15 protein-coding genes are annotated in these 19,803 nt (G+C 70.3%); 10 read left to right on the forward strand and 5 right to left on the reverse strand.

What is annotated here, in order from left to right:
• Nucleotides 1–11: 11 nt before the first annotated feature.
• On the reverse strand, nucleotides 12–2,309 hold the full coding sequence (locus tag NBY69_RS25350) for an FdhF/YdeP family oxidoreductase (RefSeq protein WP_250303790.1): 2,298 nt from the start codon (nucleotides 2,307–2,309) through the stop codon (nucleotides 12–14).
• Nucleotides 2,310–2,514: 205 nt separating this feature from the next.
• Between NBY69_RS25350 and polA the strand changes: the two genes are divergently transcribed.
• The 4 genes from polA to NBY69_RS25370 all read left to right on the forward strand — a co-directional run bounded on the left by polA (nucleotide 2,515) and on the right by NBY69_RS25370 (nucleotide 7,984).
• Nucleotides 2,515–5,172 (forward strand): DNA polymerase I, encoded by a 2,658-nt coding sequence (polA, locus tag NBY69_RS25355; RefSeq protein ID WP_250303877.1) that lies wholly within the window; start codon nucleotides 2,515–2,517, stop codon nucleotides 5,170–5,172.
• Between the two features lie 212 nt (nucleotides 5,173–5,384).
• Nucleotides 5,385–6,617: a hypothetical protein gene (locus NBY69_RS25360; protein ID WP_374211333.1), complete on the forward strand. Its 1,233-nt coding sequence runs from the start codon at nucleotides 5,385–5,387 to the stop codon at nucleotides 6,615–6,617.
• Between the two features lie 217 nt (nucleotides 6,618–6,834).
• Entirely contained in the window at nucleotides 6,835–6,972 is a 138-nt protein-coding gene (locus tag NBY69_RS25365) for an SPW_0924 family protein (RefSeq protein WP_250303791.1), read from the forward strand.
• Between the two features lie 13 nt (nucleotides 6,973–6,985).
• Entirely contained in the window at nucleotides 6,986–7,984 is a 999-nt protein-coding gene (locus NBY69_RS25370; RefSeq protein ID WP_250303792.1) for a DUF3068 domain-containing protein, read from the forward strand.
• A gap of 4 nt (nucleotides 7,985–7,988) precedes the next feature.
• On the opposite strand, the gene hrpB is transcribed toward NBY69_RS25370, so the two are convergent.
• Nucleotides 7,989–10,517: an ATP-dependent helicase HrpB gene (gene hrpB / locus NBY69_RS25375; RefSeq protein WP_250303793.1), complete on the reverse strand. Its 2,529-nt coding sequence runs from the start codon at nucleotides 10,515–10,517 to the stop codon at nucleotides 7,989–7,991.
• 67 nt (nucleotides 10,518–10,584) lie between these two features.
• Entirely contained in the window at nucleotides 10,585–11,406 is an 822-nt protein-coding gene (locus tag NBY69_RS25380; protein ID WP_250303794.1) for a class I SAM-dependent methyltransferase, read from the reverse strand.
• 380 nt (nucleotides 11,407–11,786) lie between these two features.
• On the opposite strand from NBY69_RS25380, the gene rpsA reads away from it, so the two are divergent.
• The gene (gene rpsA / locus NBY69_RS25385) at nucleotides 11,787–13,298 is read left to right on the forward strand and encodes a 30S ribosomal protein S1 (protein WP_250303795.1); all 1,512 of its coding nucleotides are present in this window, start codon (nucleotides 11,787–11,789) and stop codon (nucleotides 13,296–13,298) included.
• An 85-nt stretch (nucleotides 13,299–13,383) separates the two neighbouring features.
• Here rpsA and NBY69_RS25390 read toward each other — a convergent pair whose 3' ends face one another.
• A complete protein-coding gene (locus NBY69_RS25390) occupies nucleotides 13,384–14,349 on the reverse strand; it encodes a right-handed parallel beta-helix repeat-containing protein (protein WP_250303796.1) in 966 nt (321 codons plus the stop codon).
• A gap of 374 nt (nucleotides 14,350–14,723) precedes the next feature.
• Here NBY69_RS25390 and NBY69_RS25395 point away from each other — a divergent pair, with 374 nt between their 5' ends.
• From NBY69_RS25395 to NBY69_RS25410, 4 genes are all read left to right on the forward strand, one after another.
• Entirely contained in the window at nucleotides 14,724–15,662 is a 939-nt protein-coding gene (locus NBY69_RS25395) for a PAC2 family protein (protein WP_250303797.1), read from the forward strand.
• Nucleotides 15,663–15,722: 60 nt separating this feature from the next.
• Nucleotides 15,723–16,334 carry a dephospho-CoA kinase gene (gene coaE / locus NBY69_RS25400; RefSeq protein WP_250303798.1) on the forward strand — a complete coding sequence of 204 codons (612 nt, stop codon included), beginning with the start codon at nucleotides 15,723–15,725 and terminating at the stop codon, nucleotides 16,332–16,334.
• A gap of 47 nt (nucleotides 16,335–16,381) precedes the next feature.
• Nucleotides 16,382–16,762: a tetratricopeptide repeat protein gene (locus NBY69_RS25405; RefSeq protein WP_250303799.1), complete on the forward strand. Its 381-nt coding sequence runs from the start codon at nucleotides 16,382–16,384 to the stop codon at nucleotides 16,760–16,762.
• A gap of 87 nt (nucleotides 16,763–16,849) precedes the next feature.
• Complete coding sequence (locus tag NBY69_RS25410; RefSeq protein ID WP_250303800.1) at nucleotides 16,850–17,530, forward strand: bifunctional 2-polyprenyl-6-hydroxyphenol methylase/3-demethylubiquinol 3-O-methyltransferase UbiG; 681 nt, start codon at nucleotides 16,850–16,852, stop codon at nucleotides 17,528–17,530.
• Between the two features lie 106 nt (nucleotides 17,531–17,636).
• Here the strand turns inward: NBY69_RS25410 and NBY69_RS25415 are convergent, their stop codons facing one another.
• On the reverse strand, nucleotides 17,637–17,972 hold the full coding sequence (locus tag NBY69_RS25415) for a hypothetical protein (RefSeq protein WP_250303801.1): 336 nt from the start codon (nucleotides 17,970–17,972) through the stop codon (nucleotides 17,637–17,639).
• 314 nt (nucleotides 17,973–18,286) lie between these two features.
• Here NBY69_RS25415 and NBY69_RS25420 point away from each other — a divergent pair, with 314 nt between their 5' ends.
• Nucleotides 18,287–19,729 (forward strand): carboxylesterase/lipase family protein, encoded by a 1,443-nt coding sequence (locus NBY69_RS25420; protein ID WP_250303802.1) that lies wholly within the window; start codon nucleotides 18,287–18,289, stop codon nucleotides 19,727–19,729.
• Nucleotides 19,730–19,803: the final 74 nt, after the last annotated feature.

Raw genomic sequence — 19,803 nt, forward strand, 5'->3', positions numbered from 1 at the left:
TAAGCAAACGCTTAGGCGGGGGGAGATTGTTCCAGACGGATCACCACGGATTTGCTCACGGGGGTGTTGCTGATGTCGGCCGTGGCGTCGAGCGGGACCAGGACGTTGGTCTCCGGGTAGTACGCGGCGGCGCAGCCCCGGGCGGTGGGGTAGTGCACGATCCGGAAGCCGGGGGCGCGTCGTTCTGCGCCGTCCTTCCATTCGCTGACGAGGTCGGCGTACGTGCCGTCGGGGAGGCCGAGTTCGCGGGCGTCGTCGGGGTTGACGAGGACGACGCGGCGACCGCCCTTGATGCCGCGGTAGCGGTCGTCGAGGCCGTAGATCGTGGTGTTGTACTGGTCGTGGGAGCGCAGTGTCTGGAGGAGCAGCCGGCCTGCGGGGAGTGTGGGGTACTCGACGGGTGCCGCGGTGAAGTTGGCTTTGCCGGTGGTGGTGGGGAAGCGGCGTTCGTCGCGGGGGGCGTGCGGGAGGGCGAAGCCGCCGGGGGCGGCGATGCGGGTGTTGAAGTTTTCGAAGCCGGGGACGACGCGGGAGATCCGGTCGCGGATCGTGGCGTAGTCCTGCTCGAATTCCTCCCAGTCGATGGTGGTGCGGTCGCCGAGGGTGGCGCGTGCCATGCGGGCGACGATGGCGGGTTCGGGGAGGAGGTGGGGGCTTGCGGGGGTGAGGTTGCCGCGGGAGGCGTGGACGAGGCCCATGGAGTCCTCGACGGTGACGAACCGGGTGGTGCTCCTGGTGCCGCGGGTGCCTGGCCGGATGTCTTTGTCGGTGCGTCCCAGGGTGGGCAGGATCAGTGCGCGGGTGCCTGTGACGGTGTGTGAGCGGTTGAGTTTCGTCGATACGTGCACGGTGAGGGAGGCGCGGCGCATCGCTGCCTCGGTGACGTGGGTGTCGGGTGTGGCGGCGACGAAGTTGCCGCCCATGGCGAAGAAGACTTTGGCTCTGCCGTCGCGCAGGGCTTCGATGGAGCGGACGACGTCGTAGCCGTGGTGGCGGGGTGAGGTGATGCCGAATTCCTGGTCGAGGGCGTCGAGGAATGCGGGGGCGGGTCGTTCGAAGATGCCCATGGTGCGGTCGCCCTGGACGTTGGAGTGTCCGCGGACGGGGCAGACGCCGGCGCCGGTGCGGCCGATGTTGCCGCGCAGGAGGAGGAAGTTGACGACTTCGCGGATCGTGGGCACGGAGTGTTTGTGCTGGGTGAGGCCCATGGCCCAGCAGACGATGGTGCGTTTGGAGGCGAGGATCAGGGCGAGGGCCTGTTCGATGTCCGTGCGGTCGAGGCCGGTCGCGGTGAGGGTCTGGTCCCAGTCGGCGGCGCGTGCGGCGGCGGCGAACTCCTGGTAGCCGTGGGTGTGTTCGCGTACGAACAGTTCGTCGGTGGCGCCGTCGGTCTCGATGATCAGTTTGTTGAGGAGGCGGAAGAGTGCTTGGTCGCCGCCGATGCGGATCTGGAGGAAGAGGTCGTTGAGTGCTGCGCCCCGGAGCATGCCCTGGGGGGTCTGCGGGTTCTTGAAGCGTGCGAGTCCGGCTTCGGGCAGCGGGTTGATCGAGATGATCTTGGCGCCGGCGGCTTTGGCCTTCTCCAGTGCGGAGAGCATCCGGGGGTGGTTGGTGCCGGGGTTCTGTCCGGCGACGATGATCAGGTCGGCCTGGTGCATGTCGTCGAGGGAGACGCTGCCTTTGCCGATGCCGATGGTTTCCGACAGGGCGGTGCCGGAGGACTCGTGGCACATGTTGGAGCAGTCGGGGAGGTTGTTGGTGCCGTAGGCGCGGGCGAAGAGCTGGAGGAGGAAGGCTGCTTCGTTGCTGGTGCGGCCCGAGGTGTAGAAGAGTGCTTCGTCGGGGGAGCCGAGGGCGTTGAGCTCGTCGGCGATGAGGGTGAAGGCCTGGTCCCAGCTGACCGGTTCGTAGTGGTCGCCGCCTTCGGGGAGCAGCATGGGCTGGGTGATGCGGCCTTGTTGTCCGAGCCAGTAGCCGCTGCGTTCGGCGAGGTCGGCGACGGGGTGCGCGGCGAAGAATTCGGGGGTGACGCGGCGGAGTGTCGCTTCTTCGGCGACGGCTTTCGCGCCGTTCTCGCAGAATTCCGCGGTGTGTCGTTTGTCGCCTTCGGGCCAGGCGCAGCCGGGGCAGTCGAAGCCGTCCTTCTGGTTGACCTTGAGGAGTGTCCTGGCGGTGCGCACGACGCCCATCTGCTGTTGGGCGATCTGCAGGGTGTGGGCGATGGCGGGGATTCCGGCGGCGGCGTGTTTGGGGGGCGCGACCTGCGGTGCGTCCTGGACCGGGTCACCTGCGGGCGGCTTGGCAGCCATGGCGCTCCCCTTCGAACGGGCGGATCTGGCGTACGTGACCGATCCTGTCACGCGGCACCGACAGGTGCTCCGGGGAGGTGTGCGGAGGTCTGGATTGTCAGTGCTCCGTGGCAGGATCGCTTCCGTGGCAAAGACAGCGAAGACCGCGCAGACAGCACAGGCAGCGCCGAAGCAGACCGCAAGCACCCGCCCCCGCCTGCTCCTGATGGATGGGCATTCTCTGGCGTACCGGGCGTTCTTCGCGCTGCCCGCGGAGAATTTCACGACCGCGAGCGGTCAGCCGACGAATGCCGTCTACGGTTTCGCGTCGATGCTGGCGAATACGTTGCGTGACGAGGCGCCGACGCATTTCGCGGTGGCTTTCGATGTGTCCCGTAAGACGTGGCGTTCGGAGGAGTTCCCGGAGTACAAGGCGAACCGTTCGAAGACGCCGGACGAGTTCAAGGGGCAGGTCGAGCTGATCGGTGAAGTGCTGGACACGATGCGGGTGGACCGGTTCGCGGTCGAGGGGTTCGAGGCGGACGATGTCATCGCGACGCTGGCCACGCGTGCCGAGGCGGAGGGTTTCGATGTTCTGATCGTGACGGGTGACCGGGATTCCTTCCAGCTGATCACGGACCGGGTCACGGTGCTGTATCCGACGAAGGGTGTCTCGGAGCTGACCCGTTTCACGCCGGAGAAGGTCGAGGAGAAGTACGGGCTGACTCCGCAGCAGTATCCGGATTTCGCGGCTCTGCGGGGTGACCCGTCGGACAATCTGCCGGGGATTCCGGGGGTCGGTGAGAAGACGGCCGCGAAGTGGATCAATCAGTTCGGTTCGTTCGCGGAGCTGGTGGAGCGTGCGGACGAGGTGAAGGGGAAGGCCGGGCAGAATTTCCGTGATCATCTGGATGCGGTGCGGCTGAATCGCCGGCTGACCGAGATGGTGCGGGACGTGGAGTTGCCGAAGGGTCCTGCGGATCTGGAGCGTGTCGCGTACGACCGTGAGGCGCTGGCGGGGGTGCTGGAGGTGCTGGAGATCCGGAACCCGAGCCTGCGGGAGCGGTTGCTGGCCGTTGATCCGGGCGCGGCGGAGGAGGAGCCGGCGGCTCCGGCGGCCGGGGTGGAGCTGGACGGTTCGGTGTTGGGGTCCGGTGAGCTGGCGCCGTGGTTGGCCGAGCACGGCGGGCAGCCGCTGGGTGTGGCGACGGTCGAGTCCTGGGCGTTGGGTACGGGCAGTGTCGGTGAGGTCGCGCTGGCGGCTGCGGGGGGCGCGGCGGCGTGGTTCGATCCGGCGCAGCTGGATGAGGCGGACGAGCGGGCGTTCGCGGCGTGGATCGCGGATGAGGGCGCCGCGAAGGTCATGCACGGTGCGAAGAACGCGATGCGGGTGTTCCCCGAGCACGGGTGGAGTGTCGGGGGCGTCACGATGGACACCGCGCTCGCGGCGTATCTGGTGAAGCCGGGTCGGCGTTCGTTCGCGCTGGAGGCGTTGGCGGTGGAGTATCTGGGCCGGGAGCTGGCTCCGGCTGCTTCGGCGGACGGGCAGCTCGCTTTCGGTTCGGACGAGCAGGCCGAGGCCGAGGCGCTGATGACGCAGGCGCGTGCGGTGCTCGATCTCGGTGCGGCGTTCGGTGAGCGGCTGCAGGAGGTCGGTGCGGCGGATCTTCTTCATGAGGTGGAGCTGCCGACGTCGGTGTTGCTCGCCAGGCTGGAGCGTCATGGCATCGCCGCGGACCGGGCTCATCTGGAGGGGATGGAGCGGCAGTTCGCGGGTGCGGTGCAGCAGGCGGTGAAGGAGGCGCATGCGGCGGTGGGACACGAGTTCAATCTCGGTTCGCCGAAGCAGCTGCAGGAGGTGTTCTTCGGTGAGCTGGGGCTGCCGAAGACGAAGAAGACGAAGACCGGGTACACGACGGACGCGGACGCGCTGGCGTGGCTTGCCGCGCAGACCGAGCACGATCTGCCGGTGATCATGTTGCGCCACCGTGAGCAGGCCAAGCTGCGGGTGACGGTCGAGGGTCTGATCAAGATGGTGGCGGCGGACGGCCGTATTCACACGACGTTCAACCAGACGGTCGCGGCGACCGGCCGGCTGTCGTCCACGGATCCCAATCTGCAGAACATCCCGGTGCGTACGGACGAGGGGCGGGCCATCCGCCGGGGCTTCGTCGTGGGCGAGGGGTACGAGTCGCTGATGACGGCGGACTACAGCCAGATCGAGTTGCGGGTGATGGCGCATCTGTCTCAGGACGCGGGGCTGATCGAGGCGTTCGCCTCGGGTGAGGACCTGCACACGACGGTTGCCTCGCAGGTGTTCGGTGTGGAGAAGTCCGCTGTCGACCCGGAGATGCGCCGCAAGATCAAGGCGATGTCGTACGGGCTGGCGTACGGGCTCTCGGCGTTCGGTCTTTCCCAGCAGTTGAATATCGAGGCGGGTGAGGCGCGTGCGCTGATGGACACGTTCTTCGAGCGGTTCGGTGGGGTGCGGGACTATCTGCAGCGTGTCGTGGAGGAGGCGCGGGCCACGGGGTACACGGAGACGATGCTGGGGCGCCGCCGTTATCTGCCGGATCTCAACAGTGACAACCGTCAGCGTCGTGAGATGGCCGAGCGGATGGCGCTCAACGCGCCGATCCAGGGGACGGCGGCGGACATCGTGAAGGTCGCGATGCTCAAGGTCGACCGGGCGCTGACGGGGGCGGGGCTGGCGTCGCGGATGCTGCTCCAGGTGCATGACGAGATCGTGCTGGAGATCGCTCCGGGCGAGCGTGAGCGGGTCGAGGAGATCCTTCGCCGGGAGATGGCTGCGGCTGCGCAGTTGCGTGCTCCGCTGGATGTGTCGGTGGGGGTGGGCGCGGACTGGGAGTCCGCCGCGCACTGAGCGGGCCGGGGCGCTGACCGGCGGAGCAGGGGGGGCCGGTCGGGGTGGCGGGTGTTCGGGTCGTCCGGAGGTGTCCGGGTTGTGTGGGGTCCGAAGCTGAAGAATCGGTGAATAGCGGTCAGGGACCGGTGTTGTGGCGCCGGGAGTTGTCGTAGTGTCACCGGAGTCCTGCGCCGGGGAGCGCGACGAGCAGTCCAGGGGAGGGCCCGTACATGGCACCGCATTTCAGCAGTCGGCTGCGCAAGGGGGCGACCGCGACCACGATGGCCGCGCTGGCGGTGGCGGCGATGACCGCCTCGCAGGCGCCGGGCGCGGTGGGCAGTCCGGGCGATCAGCCCCTGGGCAACCGGCAGGCTGCTGACGCGACGCCACCTGCCGGTACCCCGGTGAGCGGCGACTCGCCGTATTTCACGGACCTTCCGCCGCTGGTCACCCCGGAGACCACGACGCCTCCGGTGAACACCCCCGCCGGGGCGGCCGAGGCGGGCATACCGGCTTCGGTGCTGGCCGCGTACAAGAAGGCGGAGCAGACCGTCGCGGGTACCGATCCGTCCTGTCATCTGCCGTGGCAGCTGCTCGCGGCGATCGGCAAGGTCGAGTCGGGTCAGGCGCGTGGTGGCCGGGTGGACGCCGGGGGCACCACGCTCTCGCCGATCCTGGGTCCGGTGCTCAACGGCGCGGGCTTCGCCAATATCCCCGACACCGACCACGGGCAGTACGACGGGGACTCGGAGCACGACCGTGCGGTCGGCCCGATGCAGTTCATCCCCTCGACCTGGGCCGTCTGGGGGCAGGACGGGAACGGCGACGGGAAGAAGGACCCCAACAACATCTTCGACGCGTCGCTCGCCACCGGCCGGTATCTCTGCGCCGACAGCCGTGATCTGGCGGTGAAGCACGATCTCGACCAGTCGATCCTCGGCTACAACCACTCGCAGGAGTACCTGAGTACGGTCCTGTCCTGGTTCGAGTTCTACAAGAAGGGCAGCCACGGTGTCCCGGACGGCACGGGAGTGCTGCCGGCCGGTACCGGCCCCGACGGCGAGGGGTTCGGTACGGGGGGCAACGGCTCGCACCCCGGTGGTGGTCCGGCGGGTTCCACCTCGTCCCCGAGTCCGTCCGCGAAGCCGAAGCCGAAGCCGACGAAGACCGGTGAGGGGACGATTTCCCCGCACCCCACCCCGAGCGGCAGCGGGAAGCCCTCGCCGCACCCGTCCGGCAGCGGTTCGCCGTCCCCGTCGCCCTCACCGAGCGGTTCCGGCTGCCCGTCGCCCTCGCCGTCCCCCTCGGACAGTGCGAGCCCGACACCTTCGCCCTCTCCCTCGGACTCGGCGAGCCCCACGCCGACACCGACGCCCAGTCCTTCGGGCAGTGCCGGCGGCTCGCCGTCGCCCTCGCCCTCACCGAGCGGGAGCGGCAGCCCGGAACCCTGCTCCGCCGGGTAACAGCCCGGCTGGACACCTGACCCGGCCCGGCCGGACACCCGACGCGGTGTCCGGCCGGGCTTCGCCATGTCCTGACACGGGTGTTGCGTGCCGGCGCGCAGGTGCCGTCCGGCGGCCCGGTGCGATGTCTTCTCGGTACGACGTGTTCTCATCTCGCGGCTGCGTTGCTACGGTGCCCCATCCCTGACGCTGTATCAGATTCTCCAGGAGGCCGAGTATGCGCGCCCTCATCGCCGCCGCCATCGGGCTGGCAGTGGCCTTCGCCCTCGTCCTCACCATCTCGGCTGTCGGTTCGCCCACCGGCAAGACCTCGCCCAAACCCCTGCTCACCACCGTCCCCGGTCCCAAGAAGTAGGAGGACGACGGTCATGCGTCGTAAAGCCAGTCTGGTGCTGCTCGCGTTCGCGGTCTTCTGCGCCGCCATGTCCCCGCTGCTGCGCTGGTACGCGTTCCCCCGGCTGGCCAAGATCCCGGCCAACCAGTACCAGGAGGAGGTGCTCCAGGCGAAGCCCGCGACCCTCATCGACTACGGCACGATGCAGGCCAAGAAGGTCCCCGAGGTCACGATCGTGCAGACGCTCAAGGGCAACGTGGAGGAGTCCGACCGGATCGAGCAGAGCGCCGGACGCGATGTCGTCGTCTGGGACACGCTGTCGTACATCGCCGGGCCCGACGGGAAAATGGTCTCGGAGATCCCCGAGCGCTACATCTTCGACGCGCACAGCCAGGCACCGGTGCACGCGACCGGCGAGATGGTCGACGGCGACCCAGTCATCCGTACGGGCATCGAGTACAAGTGGCCCTTCCTGACCCAGAAGCGCGACTACGAGTACTTCGACGCGCAGTCCCGGACGTCCGCCCCGATCCACTACAAGGGCACCGTGAAGTTCCACGGCCTCGACGTCTACTACTTCGAGCAGACGGTCCCGTGGACCAAGGTTCCGCTGCCCAAGAAGATGCCCGTCAAGGGCATCACCGCGGAGTCCGTGGCGAAGACGGGTACCACCCGCTGGTACACCACGAAGCGGATGTTCTGGGTCGACCCGGTCACCGGCGCCCCCGTCAACGGTGAGGAGCTCCACAAGGAGGAGCTGCGCGGCGGGACCCTGCTGGGGGGCCGGGCGAAGGTCACCGTGTTCGCCGGTGATGTGAAGATGCGCCCGGACTACGTCGACGCCACGGTCGCCCTGGTCAAGTCCAACCGCCTGCTGGTGCTGCTGCTGACCTCCTACCTCCCCTGGGGGTTCCTGGGCCTGGGGATCTGCCTGCTGGCGCTCGCGCTGCTCCTGGAGGCCCGCAGCCGCAGGCCCGGGGATCCGGACCCGTCCGGGTCGCACCTCCCGGACCCCGTGCCGGTCAACGCGTGAAGGGTTACCGACTCCCGTTCTGGCGGGCCTTCGTGTACCGCGTGGGCTCCGCCGCCGAAGGGTCCTCCGGCCAGGGGTGGCGCGGGTAGCGCCCGCGCAGCTCCGCCCGTACGGACCGGTACCCCTCGCGCCAGAACGACGCCAGGTCCGCGGTCACGGCGGCGGGCCGCCCGGCCGGGGACAGCAGATGCACCAGCACCGGCACCCCTGCGACGGCCGGGGTCTCGGCGAGACCGAACATCTCCTGGAGCTTCACCGCGAGCACCGGCTGCGCGCCCCCGTAGTCGAGCCGGATCCGTGACCCGCTCGGCACCTCGTACCGCTCGGGCGCCAGCTCGTCCAGCCGCGCCGCCTCACCGGTCGCCCAGGGCAGCAGCCGGTCGAGTGCCTGTCCGGCGTCGATCCGCGCCAGATCCGCTCTCCGCCGTGCCCTGGACAGTTCGGGTTCCAGCCAGGCGTCGGGGTGCCCGGCGAGGGCCTCGTCCGAGACGTCCGGCCAGCCCCGGCCCACTTCCCGGTGCAGAAAGGCCAGCCGCTGCCGCAGTTCCCGCGCGTGGGGCGACCACCGCAGCAGCCCGAGCCCCTCGCGGCGCAGCCCGTCGAGGAGCGCCTCCCGTACGAGAGCGGGCTCCGGGCTCTTCAGCGCTCTCGCCGCCAGTTCGACGGCGCCCAGCCGCTCCACCCGCCGCGCCAGCACGTCGCCGCTCTCCCAGCGGACCTCCTCGTCCGTGCCGAGCAGGTGCCCGGCGGCCAGCCGTGCGGTGTCCTCGTCGATCACGGCCGCCAGCCGCACCCGTGCGGAGGCGGCGGTCGCGGGCCGGTCGGCGACCGCGACGGCCAGCCACGGTGAGCCGCGCAGCCGCGACCCGGCCGCCGTCTCGGCCCCCGTTCCCGACGCCATCAGGAACACGCCCTCGGACCGGGCCCGCGCCACCCGCTCGGGGAAGGCCAGCGCGGCGACCAGCCCCGCCACGGCGTCGTCGCCTGCGGCGGGTGCCCGGCCGCCCCGGCCCGTACCGCCGCCGTCCACCCCCGAAGCCAGCCTGCGGGCCTCCTGACGCCAGCGGCCCGCGTAGCTGTCGCCGCCCGCGCGCGCGGTGCGCCAGGCGGCGGCCAGGTCGTCCCCGTACTCCCGAGGCGGCTCCTCGCTGAGCAGTGCCACCACCTCCGCGGCCCGGCGGGCTCCGACCTCGCGTGCGCCGTCGACGAGCGCCCGCGCGAGCCGGGGGTGCAGTCCCAGCCGGGCCATCCGTACGCCCCGTCCGGTGGCCCGGCCGTCCGCGTCCACGGCGCCGATCGCGGCGAGTACCTCCCGGGCCGCGGCCATCGCCCCGGCCGGCGGCGGGTCGAGCAGTGCCAGGCCGGCAGCCGACGGGTCGCCCCAGCAGGCCGCCTGGAGTGCGAAGGCGGCCAGGTCGGCGACCTTGATCTCGGGGGAGGGGAAGCGGGCGAGCCGGGTGTTCTCGGCCTCCGTCCAGCAGCGGTAGACGGTGCCGGGGGCCTCCCGCCCGGCCCGGCCCGCGCGCTGGCGGGACGCGGCCTGCGAAGCCCGTACGGTCGTGAGGGCGCTCAGCCCGCGCGCGTGGTCGGTGCGCGGCTCCCGGGCCAGCCCGGCGTCGACCACCACCCGTACCCCCGGCACGGTCAGCGACGACTCGGCCACCGATGTCGCGAGGACCACCCGCCGGCTGTCCGAACCCGCGAGTACCGCGTCCTGAACGGCGGCCGGAGCCCGCCCGTGCACCTGGAGGACATCCACCCCCAGGCCGCCCAACTGCCCGGCCACCCTGGTGATTTCACCGACCCCGGGCAGGAAACAGAGCACGTCCCCGGTCCGCTCGGCCAGCGCCCGCCGGACGACCGAGGCGACATGCGTCAGCAGTGCGGGGTCGACCCGCATCCCGTGCGGCGGGCGCACCGGCCGGGCCGGCGGCGCCCACACCGTCTCCACCGGGTACGCCACGCCCCGGGCCTCCACCACCGGCGCGTCCCCGAGCAGCCGCGCCCACCCCTGCGCGTCCGTCGTCGCGGAGGCGGCGACCAGCCGCAGCTCGGGCCGGAGCGCCGCCCGTACGTCCAGCAGGAAGGCGGCGACGGTGTCCGCGTCGAGATGGCGTTCGTGGCACTCGTCGAGCATCACCACATCGACCCCGGCCAGCTCCTGGTCGCGCTGGAGGCGCTGCAGCAGGACACCGGTCGTGACGACCTCCACCACCGTGCCGGGGCCCGCCACCCGCTCCCCGCGCACGGTGAATCCCACCCGGCCGCCGACGGACTCGCCGAGCAGCCAGGCCATCCGGCGGGCCGCCGCGCGTGCGGCGATGCGCCGGGGTTCCGCGACGACCACCTTCCGCACCGGACCGCGCCCGGCTCCGTCCCCGACGAGACCGGCGAGCACCAGGGGGACGAGGGTGGTCTTGCCGGTGCCGGGCGGCGCGCAGAGCACGGCGGTCCCGTGCGCGTCGAGTGCCCGCTCCAGGGCGGGCACGGCGGTACGGACGGGGAGCACGTCGAGCGCGCCGGTACGGATCACCCGCCCAGTCTCGTACGCCGCGGGCTCAGTCCCGTACGCCGCCGGGACGGTCCGTCACGCCGCGGGCTCAGTCCCGTACGCAGACGAAGATCGCGGACCCCGGGATCAGCTTGCCGCGCAGCGGGGACCAGCCGCCCCACTCCGAGGTGTTCCAGGCCGGCCACTCCGGCTCGACCAGGTCGACCAGCCGGAAGCCGCCCGCCACCACGTCCCGCACCCGGTCACCGACGGTGCGGTGGTGCTCGACGTACACCGCGTCGCCCTTCTCGTCCTCCTCGACGTACGGAGTGCGGTCGAAGTAGGAGGCGGCGACGGTCAGGCCCTCGGGCCCCGGCTCGTCGGGGAACGCCCAGCGGATCGGGTGCGTGACGGAGAAGATCCAGCGCCCGCCGGGCCGCAGCACCCGCCGCACCTCGCGGAAGACCTTCACCGGGTCCGCGACGAAGGGGACCGCGCCGTACGCGGAACAGGCCAGGTCGAAGGAGCCGTCGCGGAAGGGGAGGACCGACGCGTCGGCCGCGACCAGCGGCACGCTCGCGCCGCCGGGGTTGTGCTCGGCGATCCGCAGCGCGTGCTGGAGCTGGCGGTGCGAGACGTCGAGTGCCACCGGGTGCGCGCCCTGCGCGGCCAGCCAGCGCGAACACTGCGCGGCGCCCGCGCCGATCTCCAGGACGTCGAGTCCCTTCAGCTCCTCGGCGGGGCCGAGCAGCTCGGCCTCGACCTCGTCGAGGCCCTCGGGCCCCCAGACGAAACGGTCGTCGCCGAGGAACGAGCCGTGCTCGGTCTGGTACTCGTCGGCGTTCCGGTCCCACCAGCCACGGTTGGCACGGCTGCTCTCGGTGTCCCCGGCGTCACGACGTGTCGCCTCGGGCTCGTACTCTTCGCTCATCGTGCCTGTCTGTATCGTCGGGACCAACGGGATGCGTCGCTGGTGGAACGGTGTCCGGGGCCGATCCGGCCCCGTGCGGCCGAAGTTGTGCCGGGAATGGGGCGTTCCGCCCCGGGTGTGCGCCTTCGCGCATTGACCGTGTCCGGCCGTCCCCGTATGCTACAAGTTGCGCTGCGAGCCTGCGCTCCTCAGACCTAGCAGGCTGCGCTTGCATCTGTTGCATGTCCCCTCGGTTATCGAGGCGCCACCGACGTGTTCGGCAACGAACACGGAACACCGGATCGGCGCTTCCTGGGCTGTCCGGCGTCTGCAGAGGCGATACGGGCTCCCGGCGTAGCAGTACCTACGACTTCAATGTCCGTACCGGAGCCCTTTCCCACATGACGAGCAGCACCGAGACCACCGCCACCACGCCGCAGGTTGCGGTCAACGACATCGGCGACGCGGACGCGTTCCTCGCGGCGATCGACGAGACGATCAAGTACTTCAACGATGGCGACATCGTTGACGGCGTCATCGTCAAGGTTGACCGGGACGAGGTTCTCCTCGACATCGGTTACAAGACCGAAGGCGTCATCCCGAGCCGCGAGCTCTCGATCAAGCACGACGTCGACCCGAACGAGGTCGTCAAGGTCGGCGACGAGATCGAGGCCCTGGTTCTCCAGAAGGAGGACAAGGAAGGCCGCCTGATCCTCTCGAAGAAGCGCGCTCAGTACGAGCGTGCCTGGGGCACCATCGAGAAGATCAAGGAAGAAGACGGCATCGTCACCGGTACCGTCATCGAGGTCGTCAAGGGTGGTCTCATCCTCGACATCGGCCTCCGTGGCTTCCTGCCGGCCTCCCTGGTCGAGATGCGTCGTGTCCGCGACCTCCAGCCCTACGTGGGCAAGGAGCTCGAGGCCAAGATCATCGAGCTGGACAAGAACCGCAACAACGTGGTCCTGTCCCGCCGTGCCTGGCTCGAGCAGACCCAGTCCGAGGTCCGCCAGACGTTCCTCACGACCCTGCAGAAGGGTCAGGTCCGCTCCGGCGTCGTCTCCTCGATCGTCAACTTCGGTGCCTTCGTGGACCTGGGTGGCGTCGACGGTCTCGTGCACGTCTCCGAGCTCTCCTGGAAGCACATCGACCACCCCTCCGAGGTTGTCGAGGTCGGCCAGGAAGTCACCGTCGAGGTCCTCGACGTCGACATGGACCGCGAGCGCGTCTCCCTGTCGCTCAAGGCGACGCAGGAAGACCCGTGGCAGCAGTTCGCCCGTACGCACCAGATCGGTCAGGTCGTCCCGGGTAAGGTCACGAAGCTCGTTCCGTTCGGTGCGTTCGTGCGCGTCGACGAGGGCATCGAGGGTCTGGTCCACATCTCCGAGCTGGCCGAGCGCCACGTGGAGATCCCGGAGCAGGTCGTCCAGGTCAACGACGAGATCTTCGTCAAGGTCATCGACATCGACCTCGAGCGCCGCCGCATCAGCCTCTCGCTGAAGCAGGCCAACGAGTCCTTCGGTGCCGACCCGGCCTCGGTCGAGTTCGACCCGACGCTGTACGGCATGGCCGCGTCGTACGACGACCAGGGCAACTACATCTACCCCGAGGGCTTCGACCCCGAGACGAACGACTGGCTCGAGGGCTTCGAGACCCAGCGCGAGGCTTGGGAGGGTCAGTACGCCGAGGCGCAGTCGCGCTTCGAGCAGCACCAGGCCCAGGTCATCAAGTCCCGCGAGGCCGACGAGGCCGCTGCTGCCGAGGGCGCTGCCGCCCCGGCCGCGACCGGTGGCAACGCCGGTGCGGGTGTCTCGGGTGGTTCGTACTCCTCGGAGTCGGACGACAACTCCGGCGCCCTGGCGTCGGACGAGGCGCTGGCCGCCCTGCGCGAGAAGCTGGCCGGTGGCCAGAGCTGACGCTCAGGTCCCAGCTGGTAGATAGCTGAAAGCAAGGCCCGCTCCCTTCGGGGGGCGGGCCTTGCTCATGTCTGCGGGCGCGGGTTCACGGGGTGACGGCGATGTTGGTGAGCCCCTTGCCGCCGGTGACCGTGTTGCTGGCGTAGACCGTGGTGGGGCAGCTGTCCGCCTGGTAGTTGGTGATGTTGAACGCGAGCTGGAGCGCGCCCGGATCGTCGCTCAGGTCGGACGTGTTGGAGCGGAAGACCGTGCCGCAGCCCCAGCCCGGCTGCTGGGTGTGGGTCTCGTAGCCGGTGTTGCTGGTGTGGGTGCCGGTGTTGTTCTCGACGAGTGCGTCGTTACCCTTCACGTCGACCCAGGAGTCGTCGTAGTGGGCGCCGGTGAGGCCGCTGCCGTCGAAGGTGTTGCCGATGATCTGTGTGCCGCTGGTGCCCTCCTTGACGTCGACGTTCTCGCCGCCGACGCCGGGCCCGATGGTGTTGTTCAGGATCTGCACCCGGTCGCTGTTGTCGGAGAGGTCGCCCGCCGTGCCGACGTAGACGCCCTCACCCATGCCGCGGCCGTCGCGGCCGGTGTCGTAGATCCGGGAGTTCTTGACGACGCCGTCCTTGCTGGACCTGCGGAAGTGCACGCCCTCCATGTCCAGGCCGTGCACGGTCACCGAATCGATGGTCACGCCGACCGCCGTGTCCATCATGATCCCCTTCTGGCCGCCGGTGAGGGTGATGCCCTGGACCGTCCAGTACGAGGCCCCGTTCAGATAGAGGCCGTAGCCGCCGCCGGTGGTGGTGAGGACGGCCTTGGACGAACCGGTGAGGGTGATCCGGGACGAGGACGTTCCGGCGGCTGTCGTCTTGAAGTTGCCGGTGTACGTGCCGTCGGCGAGCCGGATGGTGTCACCGGGGCCGACGGTGGTGAGGGCCGACTTCAACTGGGCCGCGGTGGACACCTGGACGACCGTGGCGGCTTCGGCGGTCGATGCGGTCGCGGTCAGGCCGCCGGCGGCCAGGGTCGTGATCAGAAGGGGCAGGAGGAGCGGGCGGGTACGCATGGGGGCCTCCGCGTCGGGGTTCGGGATTCGCGCCACAGCATCGCTCGATGTTTGTCCATGTGAACCGTGGGCGAGTTTCTGAACGCTGTGCTGCCCCGAGACGGTAGGGACGGCGCGTGGACATGTCAAGGTCTGGACCAAGGGGTGCGGGGGAAGGGGTACGGGGGAGTCCGGGGGAGAGTCCGGGGGGACGCCCGGGGGAGGGGTGCGCGTCGCGCCGGAGGGGGAGGACGACGGAGGGGGCGCGAGAGGACGGACCGTCAGGGGGCCGGGAGTTGCCCCGCACCGGGAGCCGCCTGTGAAGAGGCGTACGCGGGGAATGCTCGCGCCCCCTCGGACGTTCTCCCCGATGAACACGAGGAGGAGCGGTAATCGTGCTGGATCCGCAAGATTTGTACGCATGGGAGCCGAAGGGCCTGGCAGTCGTCGATGTGGCGCTCGCGCAGGAGTCGGCCGGACTTGTCATGCTCTACCACTTCGACGGGTACATCGACGCGGGCGAGACCGGCGACCAGATCGTCGAGGGGCTGCTGGACACCCTCCCCCATCAGGTGGTGGCCCGCTTCGACCACGACCGGCTCGTGGACTACCGGGCACGCCGCCCCCTGCTGACCTTCAAGCGCGACCAGTGGGCGGACTACGAGACACCGGCCCTCGAAGTGCGTCTGGTGCAGGACGCGACAGGAGCGCCCTTCCTGCTGCTGTCGGGCCCCGAGCCCGACGTCGAGTGGGAGCGGTTCGCAGCAGCGGTGGAGCAGATCGTCGAGCGGCTCGGCGTACGCATCTCGGTGAACTTCCACGGCATCCCGATGGGCGTCCCGCACACCCGCCCGGTCGGCATCACTCCGCACGGCAACCGCACCGACCTGATGCCGGGGCACCGGTCCCCGTTCGACGAGGCGCAGGTACCGGGCAGCGCGGAGGCGCTGGTCGAGTACCGGCTGGCGCAGTCCGGGCACGACGTGCTCGGCGTCGCCGCCCACGTGCCGCACTACGTCGCACGCTCCTCGTACCCGGACGCCGCGCTGACCGCGCTCGAAGCCGTCACGGGAGCGACCGGGCTCGTGCTGCCGGGAGTCGCACACTCCCTGCGTACGGAGGCGCAGCGCACCCAGGACGAGATCGAGCGCCAGATCGGCGAGGGCGACGAGGAACTGGTCGCACTCGTCCAGGGACTTGAGCACCAGTACGACGCGCTGGCCGGATCGGAGACCCGCGGCAATCTGGTCGCCGAGGCGGTCGATCTGCCGTCGGCCGACGAGATCGGCCGCGAGTTCGAGCGCTTCCTCGCGGAGCGGGAAGGTGAACTCTGACGGCTCCGGCCGGGGCCCGGCCCGGTCCGGAGGAAAGACGGTCGGTCTAAGCTCCTGCCCATGCTGAAAGTGGGGTTGACCGGTGGAATCGGCGCCGGAAAGAGCGAAGTGTCCCGGCTGCTCGTCTCGTACGGAGCGGTGCTGATCGACGCCGACCGGATCGCGCGCGAGGTGGTCGAGCCCGGAACTCCCGGGCTGGCGGCCGTCGTCGAGGCGTTCGGGGAGTCGGTCCTCACGGCCGAAGGAAGCCTGGACCGGCCGAAGCTCGGTTCGATCGTCTTCGCCGACGCGGACCGGCTCGCGACGCTGAACGCGATCGTCCACCCGCTCGTCGGAGCCCGCTCCGCGGAGCTGGAGGGCCTTGCGGGAGCGGACTCGATCGTCATCCACGACGTGCCCCTGCTGACCGAGAACGGTCTCGCCCCGCTCTACGACCTGGTGATCGTGGTCGACGCGTCGCCCGGGACACAGCTCGACCGGTTGGTACGGCTGCGCGGCATGCGGGAATCCGAGGCCCGAGCCAGGATGGCAGCCCAGGCCGGCCGGGAAGAACGCAGGGAGATCGCAGATCTCCTGATCGACAACGACGGCCCCCTGGAGGCCCTGGAGCCGCAGGTCCGCACGGTCTGGGCGCAGCTGTCCGAGCGGGCAGCAGGCCGGGCGGGCGGCTGACCCCGAAGCCCCGGGCGGGCAGTAGTACGACGGAAAGGACCGGACGGATGTCCCACAGCAACCCCGAGACCCACGTCATCGACTACCGGGCGGCGGAAGCGCTGCTGGCGGCCCGTGATCCGCGCGGCGCCGTGAAGCTGCTCGACGAGGTCATCGCCGCCCACCCGGAGAACACGGCGGCCCGTCTGCTGCGGGCGCGCGCGTTCTTCGCTGCTGCCCAACTGCGCCCGGCCGAGCTGGAGTTCCAGCTGGTACTGGAGCGGGAGCCGGACAACGCCTTCGCGCATTTCGCCCTGGCCCGTACCTTCGAGCGGGCCGGCCGTCCGGAACAGGCCAGGCGCCACTTCCGGTTGGCCGCCGCGCTCGATCCGAAGCCGGAGTACCTGGAAGCGGCCCGCTTCGATTCGGAGGGCCGGTCCGGGGGCTGACCGGACCGCTGATCCGGCGACCGGAGACCGGCGACCGGGAGGGAACGACCGGTCCGGCGTGTTCGTTCGGCGGGCATGAGCCTTCGGATGCGTGAGGGATATGACGGCACGGGGCCGGGCGCGCGGACGCCCGACGGCTGCTCCGTGGAGTTGTACAGACGCCTGCCGGTCGGCAGCGAACCGGATGTGATCGCTTCGGCTGTCCCGGCCGGAGCGAGCATCCTCGAACTGGGTTGCGGGGCGGGCCGGGTGACCCGCCCGCTGACCGAGCGGGGCTTCGCCGTCACCGCGGTCGACGAGTCGCCAGGAATGCTGGAGCAGATCGAGGGTGTGCGCACGATATGCAGCCCGATCGAGACGCTCGACGCGGGAGAGACCTTCGACGTGGTGATGCTGGCGTCGTACCTGGTGCACTCGGGAGACCCGGCGGTCCGTCAGGGCATGCTGCGTACCTGCCGTCGGCATGTCAAGGACGAGGGCTGTGTGCTGATCCAGCGTGAAGGCCCGGACTGGCACACGGACGTCCCGCGCGAGCGGCAGAACGACACGGGCGGGATCGTGCGGATCCTGTCCGCGACCCCGGTCGGGGACGGCGTGGACTCGATGGTCTGCGAGTACGTCTACCCCGACGCGACGTGGACGCAGACCTTCCTGTCGCGCCCGCTGACCAGGGAGGAGTTCGCGCACCACCTCGACGGGGCGGGGCTCGTCGTGGACCGCTGTCTCACGGACGACGGAACATGGGTGAGGGCGCTGCCCCGGCACTGAGCCCAGCTCTGGCTCCGACTGCGGGCGGGCGCGCCGTGCCGCGTCGTCCGTGGTGCCGGCTGCGGTGTTTCCGGCGGTGGTGCCAGTGGCGTCGTCCGTGAGGTGGTCAGTGGACCAGGCTGTAACTGCGCCAGGCGACGAGCGGGGGCGTCACCGTGTTCGTGAGCGTGGTGGCGTTGTACACCGATGGCCTGCCGGCGCAGTTGGTGCCCGGATACAGCACCATGTCGATCAGTGTGTTGTTGACGACGGAAGCGGCGCCGCCGCGCAGCAGCGGGTGACAGCCCCGTACGGACGGGTTCGACACGGTGACGACCTGTGAGGCCGGAGTGGTGTACGAGATCGTGCCGACGGCGCTGCGGTTGAGACCGGAACAGCCGGTGACGGCGAACGGCAGGAGCACTGCCCCGGCGATGATGCCGAGACGCCGGTGATCGGACATGGGCGGTCCCGTCTGTACAGAGAGTCACTGGTGGGCCCCACCCTGCCGTGCCCCGGGCGGGACGGCATCCGGTGCTGGGCCGCGCGGGGGACGTCACTACGGCCGCCTTGGTGCGGCCCGCCGATCCGAACCTCTCCCGGTCGGTCCTGTGCCGGCTGGGTCCGTCTCGGTTCTCCAGGCCGGGGACTCCGGGATCTTTACGGGAGGGGCGCGGCACGGTACCAGGGAAGGGAACGTCCGCCACATTGCTGTTCTTCGAGCCGATGGGACCGGAATTGAACAGAGTGAGCCCGAACCAGATGGAACCTGTGTGCATGACCCGCCAGGGTGCGGTCCGGGGGCGGATGGGCGACGAAGGGGTGGCGTCCTTCCTCGGCATCCCCTACGCGGCGCCGCCCTTCGGCCCGCGCCGGTTCCGTGCACCGGCGGCGCCCCCGTCGTGGGAGGGCGTGCGCGAGGCGAAGGCGTACGGCCCGACCGCGCCCAAGGCTCCGTACGCGCCCCCGTTCGACACGCTCATCCCGGAGGGCCGTGGCGGTGACGGTGAGGACTGTCTGAACCTCAACGTCTGGACGCCGCAGCCGGGGCCCAACGGGGGGCTTCCGGTGCTGGTGTGGCTGCACGGCGGAGGGTTCGCGAACGGTTCGAGTTCGGCGTCCGGCTACGACGGCAGTGCGTTCGCCCGCGACGGTGTGGTCTGTGTGACGGTCAACTACCGGCTCGGCACGGACGGTTTCCTGAGCCTGGACGGAGCGCCGGACAACCGGGGGCTGCTCGACCAGATCGCCGCCCTGGAGTGGGTGCGCGAGAACATCGAGTCCTTCGGCGGCGCTCCCGACCGGGTCACCGTCTTCGGGGAGTCGTCCGGGGCCATGGGCATCGGGGTGCTGCTCGGGACGGAACGGGCGGCCGGGCTGTTCGGCCGGGCGATTCTGCAGAGCGGGGCCGCCCACCACTTCCTGCGGCCCGCGACGGCCGCTCTGATCGCCGCGCGGCTCGCGGAGTACCTGGGGATCGAGCCGACCGCCGAGAAGTTCGCCGCTGTGCCGCTCGCGGAGCTGCTGCCCGCCCAGGCCAGGCTGCGCGCCGAGATCGGGCGACGCCCGGATCCGGAGCTGTGGGGCGATGCGGCGCTCAACGTGATGCCCTTCGAGCCGGTGCTCCCCGGGCTCGCCCTGCCGGGTCCGGAGTGCGGTGTCCAGTTGCTCGTCGGCAGCAACCGTGAGGAGAACCGGCTCTTCATGGTCCCGACCGGACGGTTGGACGCGATCACCGAGGAACGGCTGCGGCTCGCGCTGACGGCGTACGGACTCGACCCGGACAGGGCACTCGCCGTCTACCGTGCGACCCGCCCGCAGGCGTCGCCGGGTGAGCTCCTCGACGTAGTGGCGACCGACTGGTTCTACCGGATTCCGGCCGTCCGCCTCGCCGAGGCGGTTCCCGGCTCCCGGCTGTACGAATTCGCCTGGCGTTCCCCGCAGTTCGGCGGCAGGCTCGGCGCCTGCCATGCGGCCGAGCTGGGCTTCGTCTTCGACAACCTCCGCGATCCGTCGTACGCCGCGATGCTCGGGAACTGCCCGCCCCAGAGCCTGGCGGACACCGTGCACGGTGCGTGGGTGGCCTTCGCGACGACCGGAGACCCCGGATGGGCGCCCTACGACCGGGCCGCGCGCACAACGATGATCTTCGACGAGGAGTCCGCTCCCCGCCAGGACCCGCGGGCGCGGGAGCGCGCCTTGTGGGAGGGGGTGCGCTGAGGCCTGTCGGAAGGGCAGGTTCCGGTTCCCGGGTCCGTTGTCAGACCCCGCACCTAGACTCGCAGAGACATCGG

Origin of the sequence: Streptomyces sp. A 4/2 (assembly GCF_940670765.1) — a bacterium.
Lineage (GTDB): Bacteria > Actinomycetota > Actinomycetes > Streptomycetales > Streptomycetaceae > Streptomyces.

Excerpts from the sequence above, each read along its gene's own strand:
- NBY69_RS25350 (WP_250303790.1), bottom strand. The coding sequence starts at position 2,309 with ATGGCTGCCAAGCCGCCCGCAGGTGACCCGGTCCAGGACGCACCGCAG.
- polA (WP_250303877.1), top strand. The coding sequence starts at position 2,515 with ATGGATGGGCATTCTCTGGCGTACCGGGCGTTCTTCGCGCTGCCCGCG.
- NBY69_RS25360 (WP_374211333.1), top strand. The coding sequence starts at position 5,385 with ATGGCACCGCATTTCAGCAGTCGGCTGCGCAAGGGGGCGACCGCGACC.
- NBY69_RS25365 (WP_250303791.1), top strand. The coding sequence starts at position 6,835 with ATGCGCGCCCTCATCGCCGCCGCCATCGGGCTGGCAGTGGCCTTCGCC.
- NBY69_RS25370 (WP_250303792.1), top strand. The coding sequence starts at position 6,986 with ATGCGTCGTAAAGCCAGTCTGGTGCTGCTCGCGTTCGCGGTCTTCTGC.
- NBY69_RS25380 (WP_250303794.1), bottom strand. The coding sequence starts at position 11,406 with ATGAGCGAAGAGTACGAGCCCGAGGCGACACGTCGTGACGCCGGGGAC.
- rpsA (WP_250303795.1), top strand. The coding sequence starts at position 11,787 with ATGACGAGCAGCACCGAGACCACCGCCACCACGCCGCAGGTTGCGGTC.
- NBY69_RS25390 (WP_250303796.1), bottom strand. The coding sequence starts at position 14,349 with ATGCGTACCCGCCCGCTCCTCCTGCCCCTTCTGATCACGACCCTGGCC.
- coaE (WP_250303798.1), top strand. The coding sequence starts at position 15,723 with ATGCTGAAAGTGGGGTTGACCGGTGGAATCGGCGCCGGAAAGAGCGAA.
- NBY69_RS25405 (WP_250303799.1), top strand. The coding sequence starts at position 16,382 with ATGTCCCACAGCAACCCCGAGACCCACGTCATCGACTACCGGGCGGCG.
- NBY69_RS25410 (WP_250303800.1), top strand. The coding sequence starts at position 16,850 with ATGCGTGAGGGATATGACGGCACGGGGCCGGGCGCGCGGACGCCCGAC.
- NBY69_RS25415 (WP_250303801.1), bottom strand. The coding sequence starts at position 17,972 with ATGTCCGATCACCGGCGTCTCGGCATCATCGCCGGGGCAGTGCTCCTG.
- NBY69_RS25420 (WP_250303802.1), top strand. The coding sequence starts at position 18,287 with ATGACCCGCCAGGGTGCGGTCCGGGGGCGGATGGGCGACGAAGGGGTG.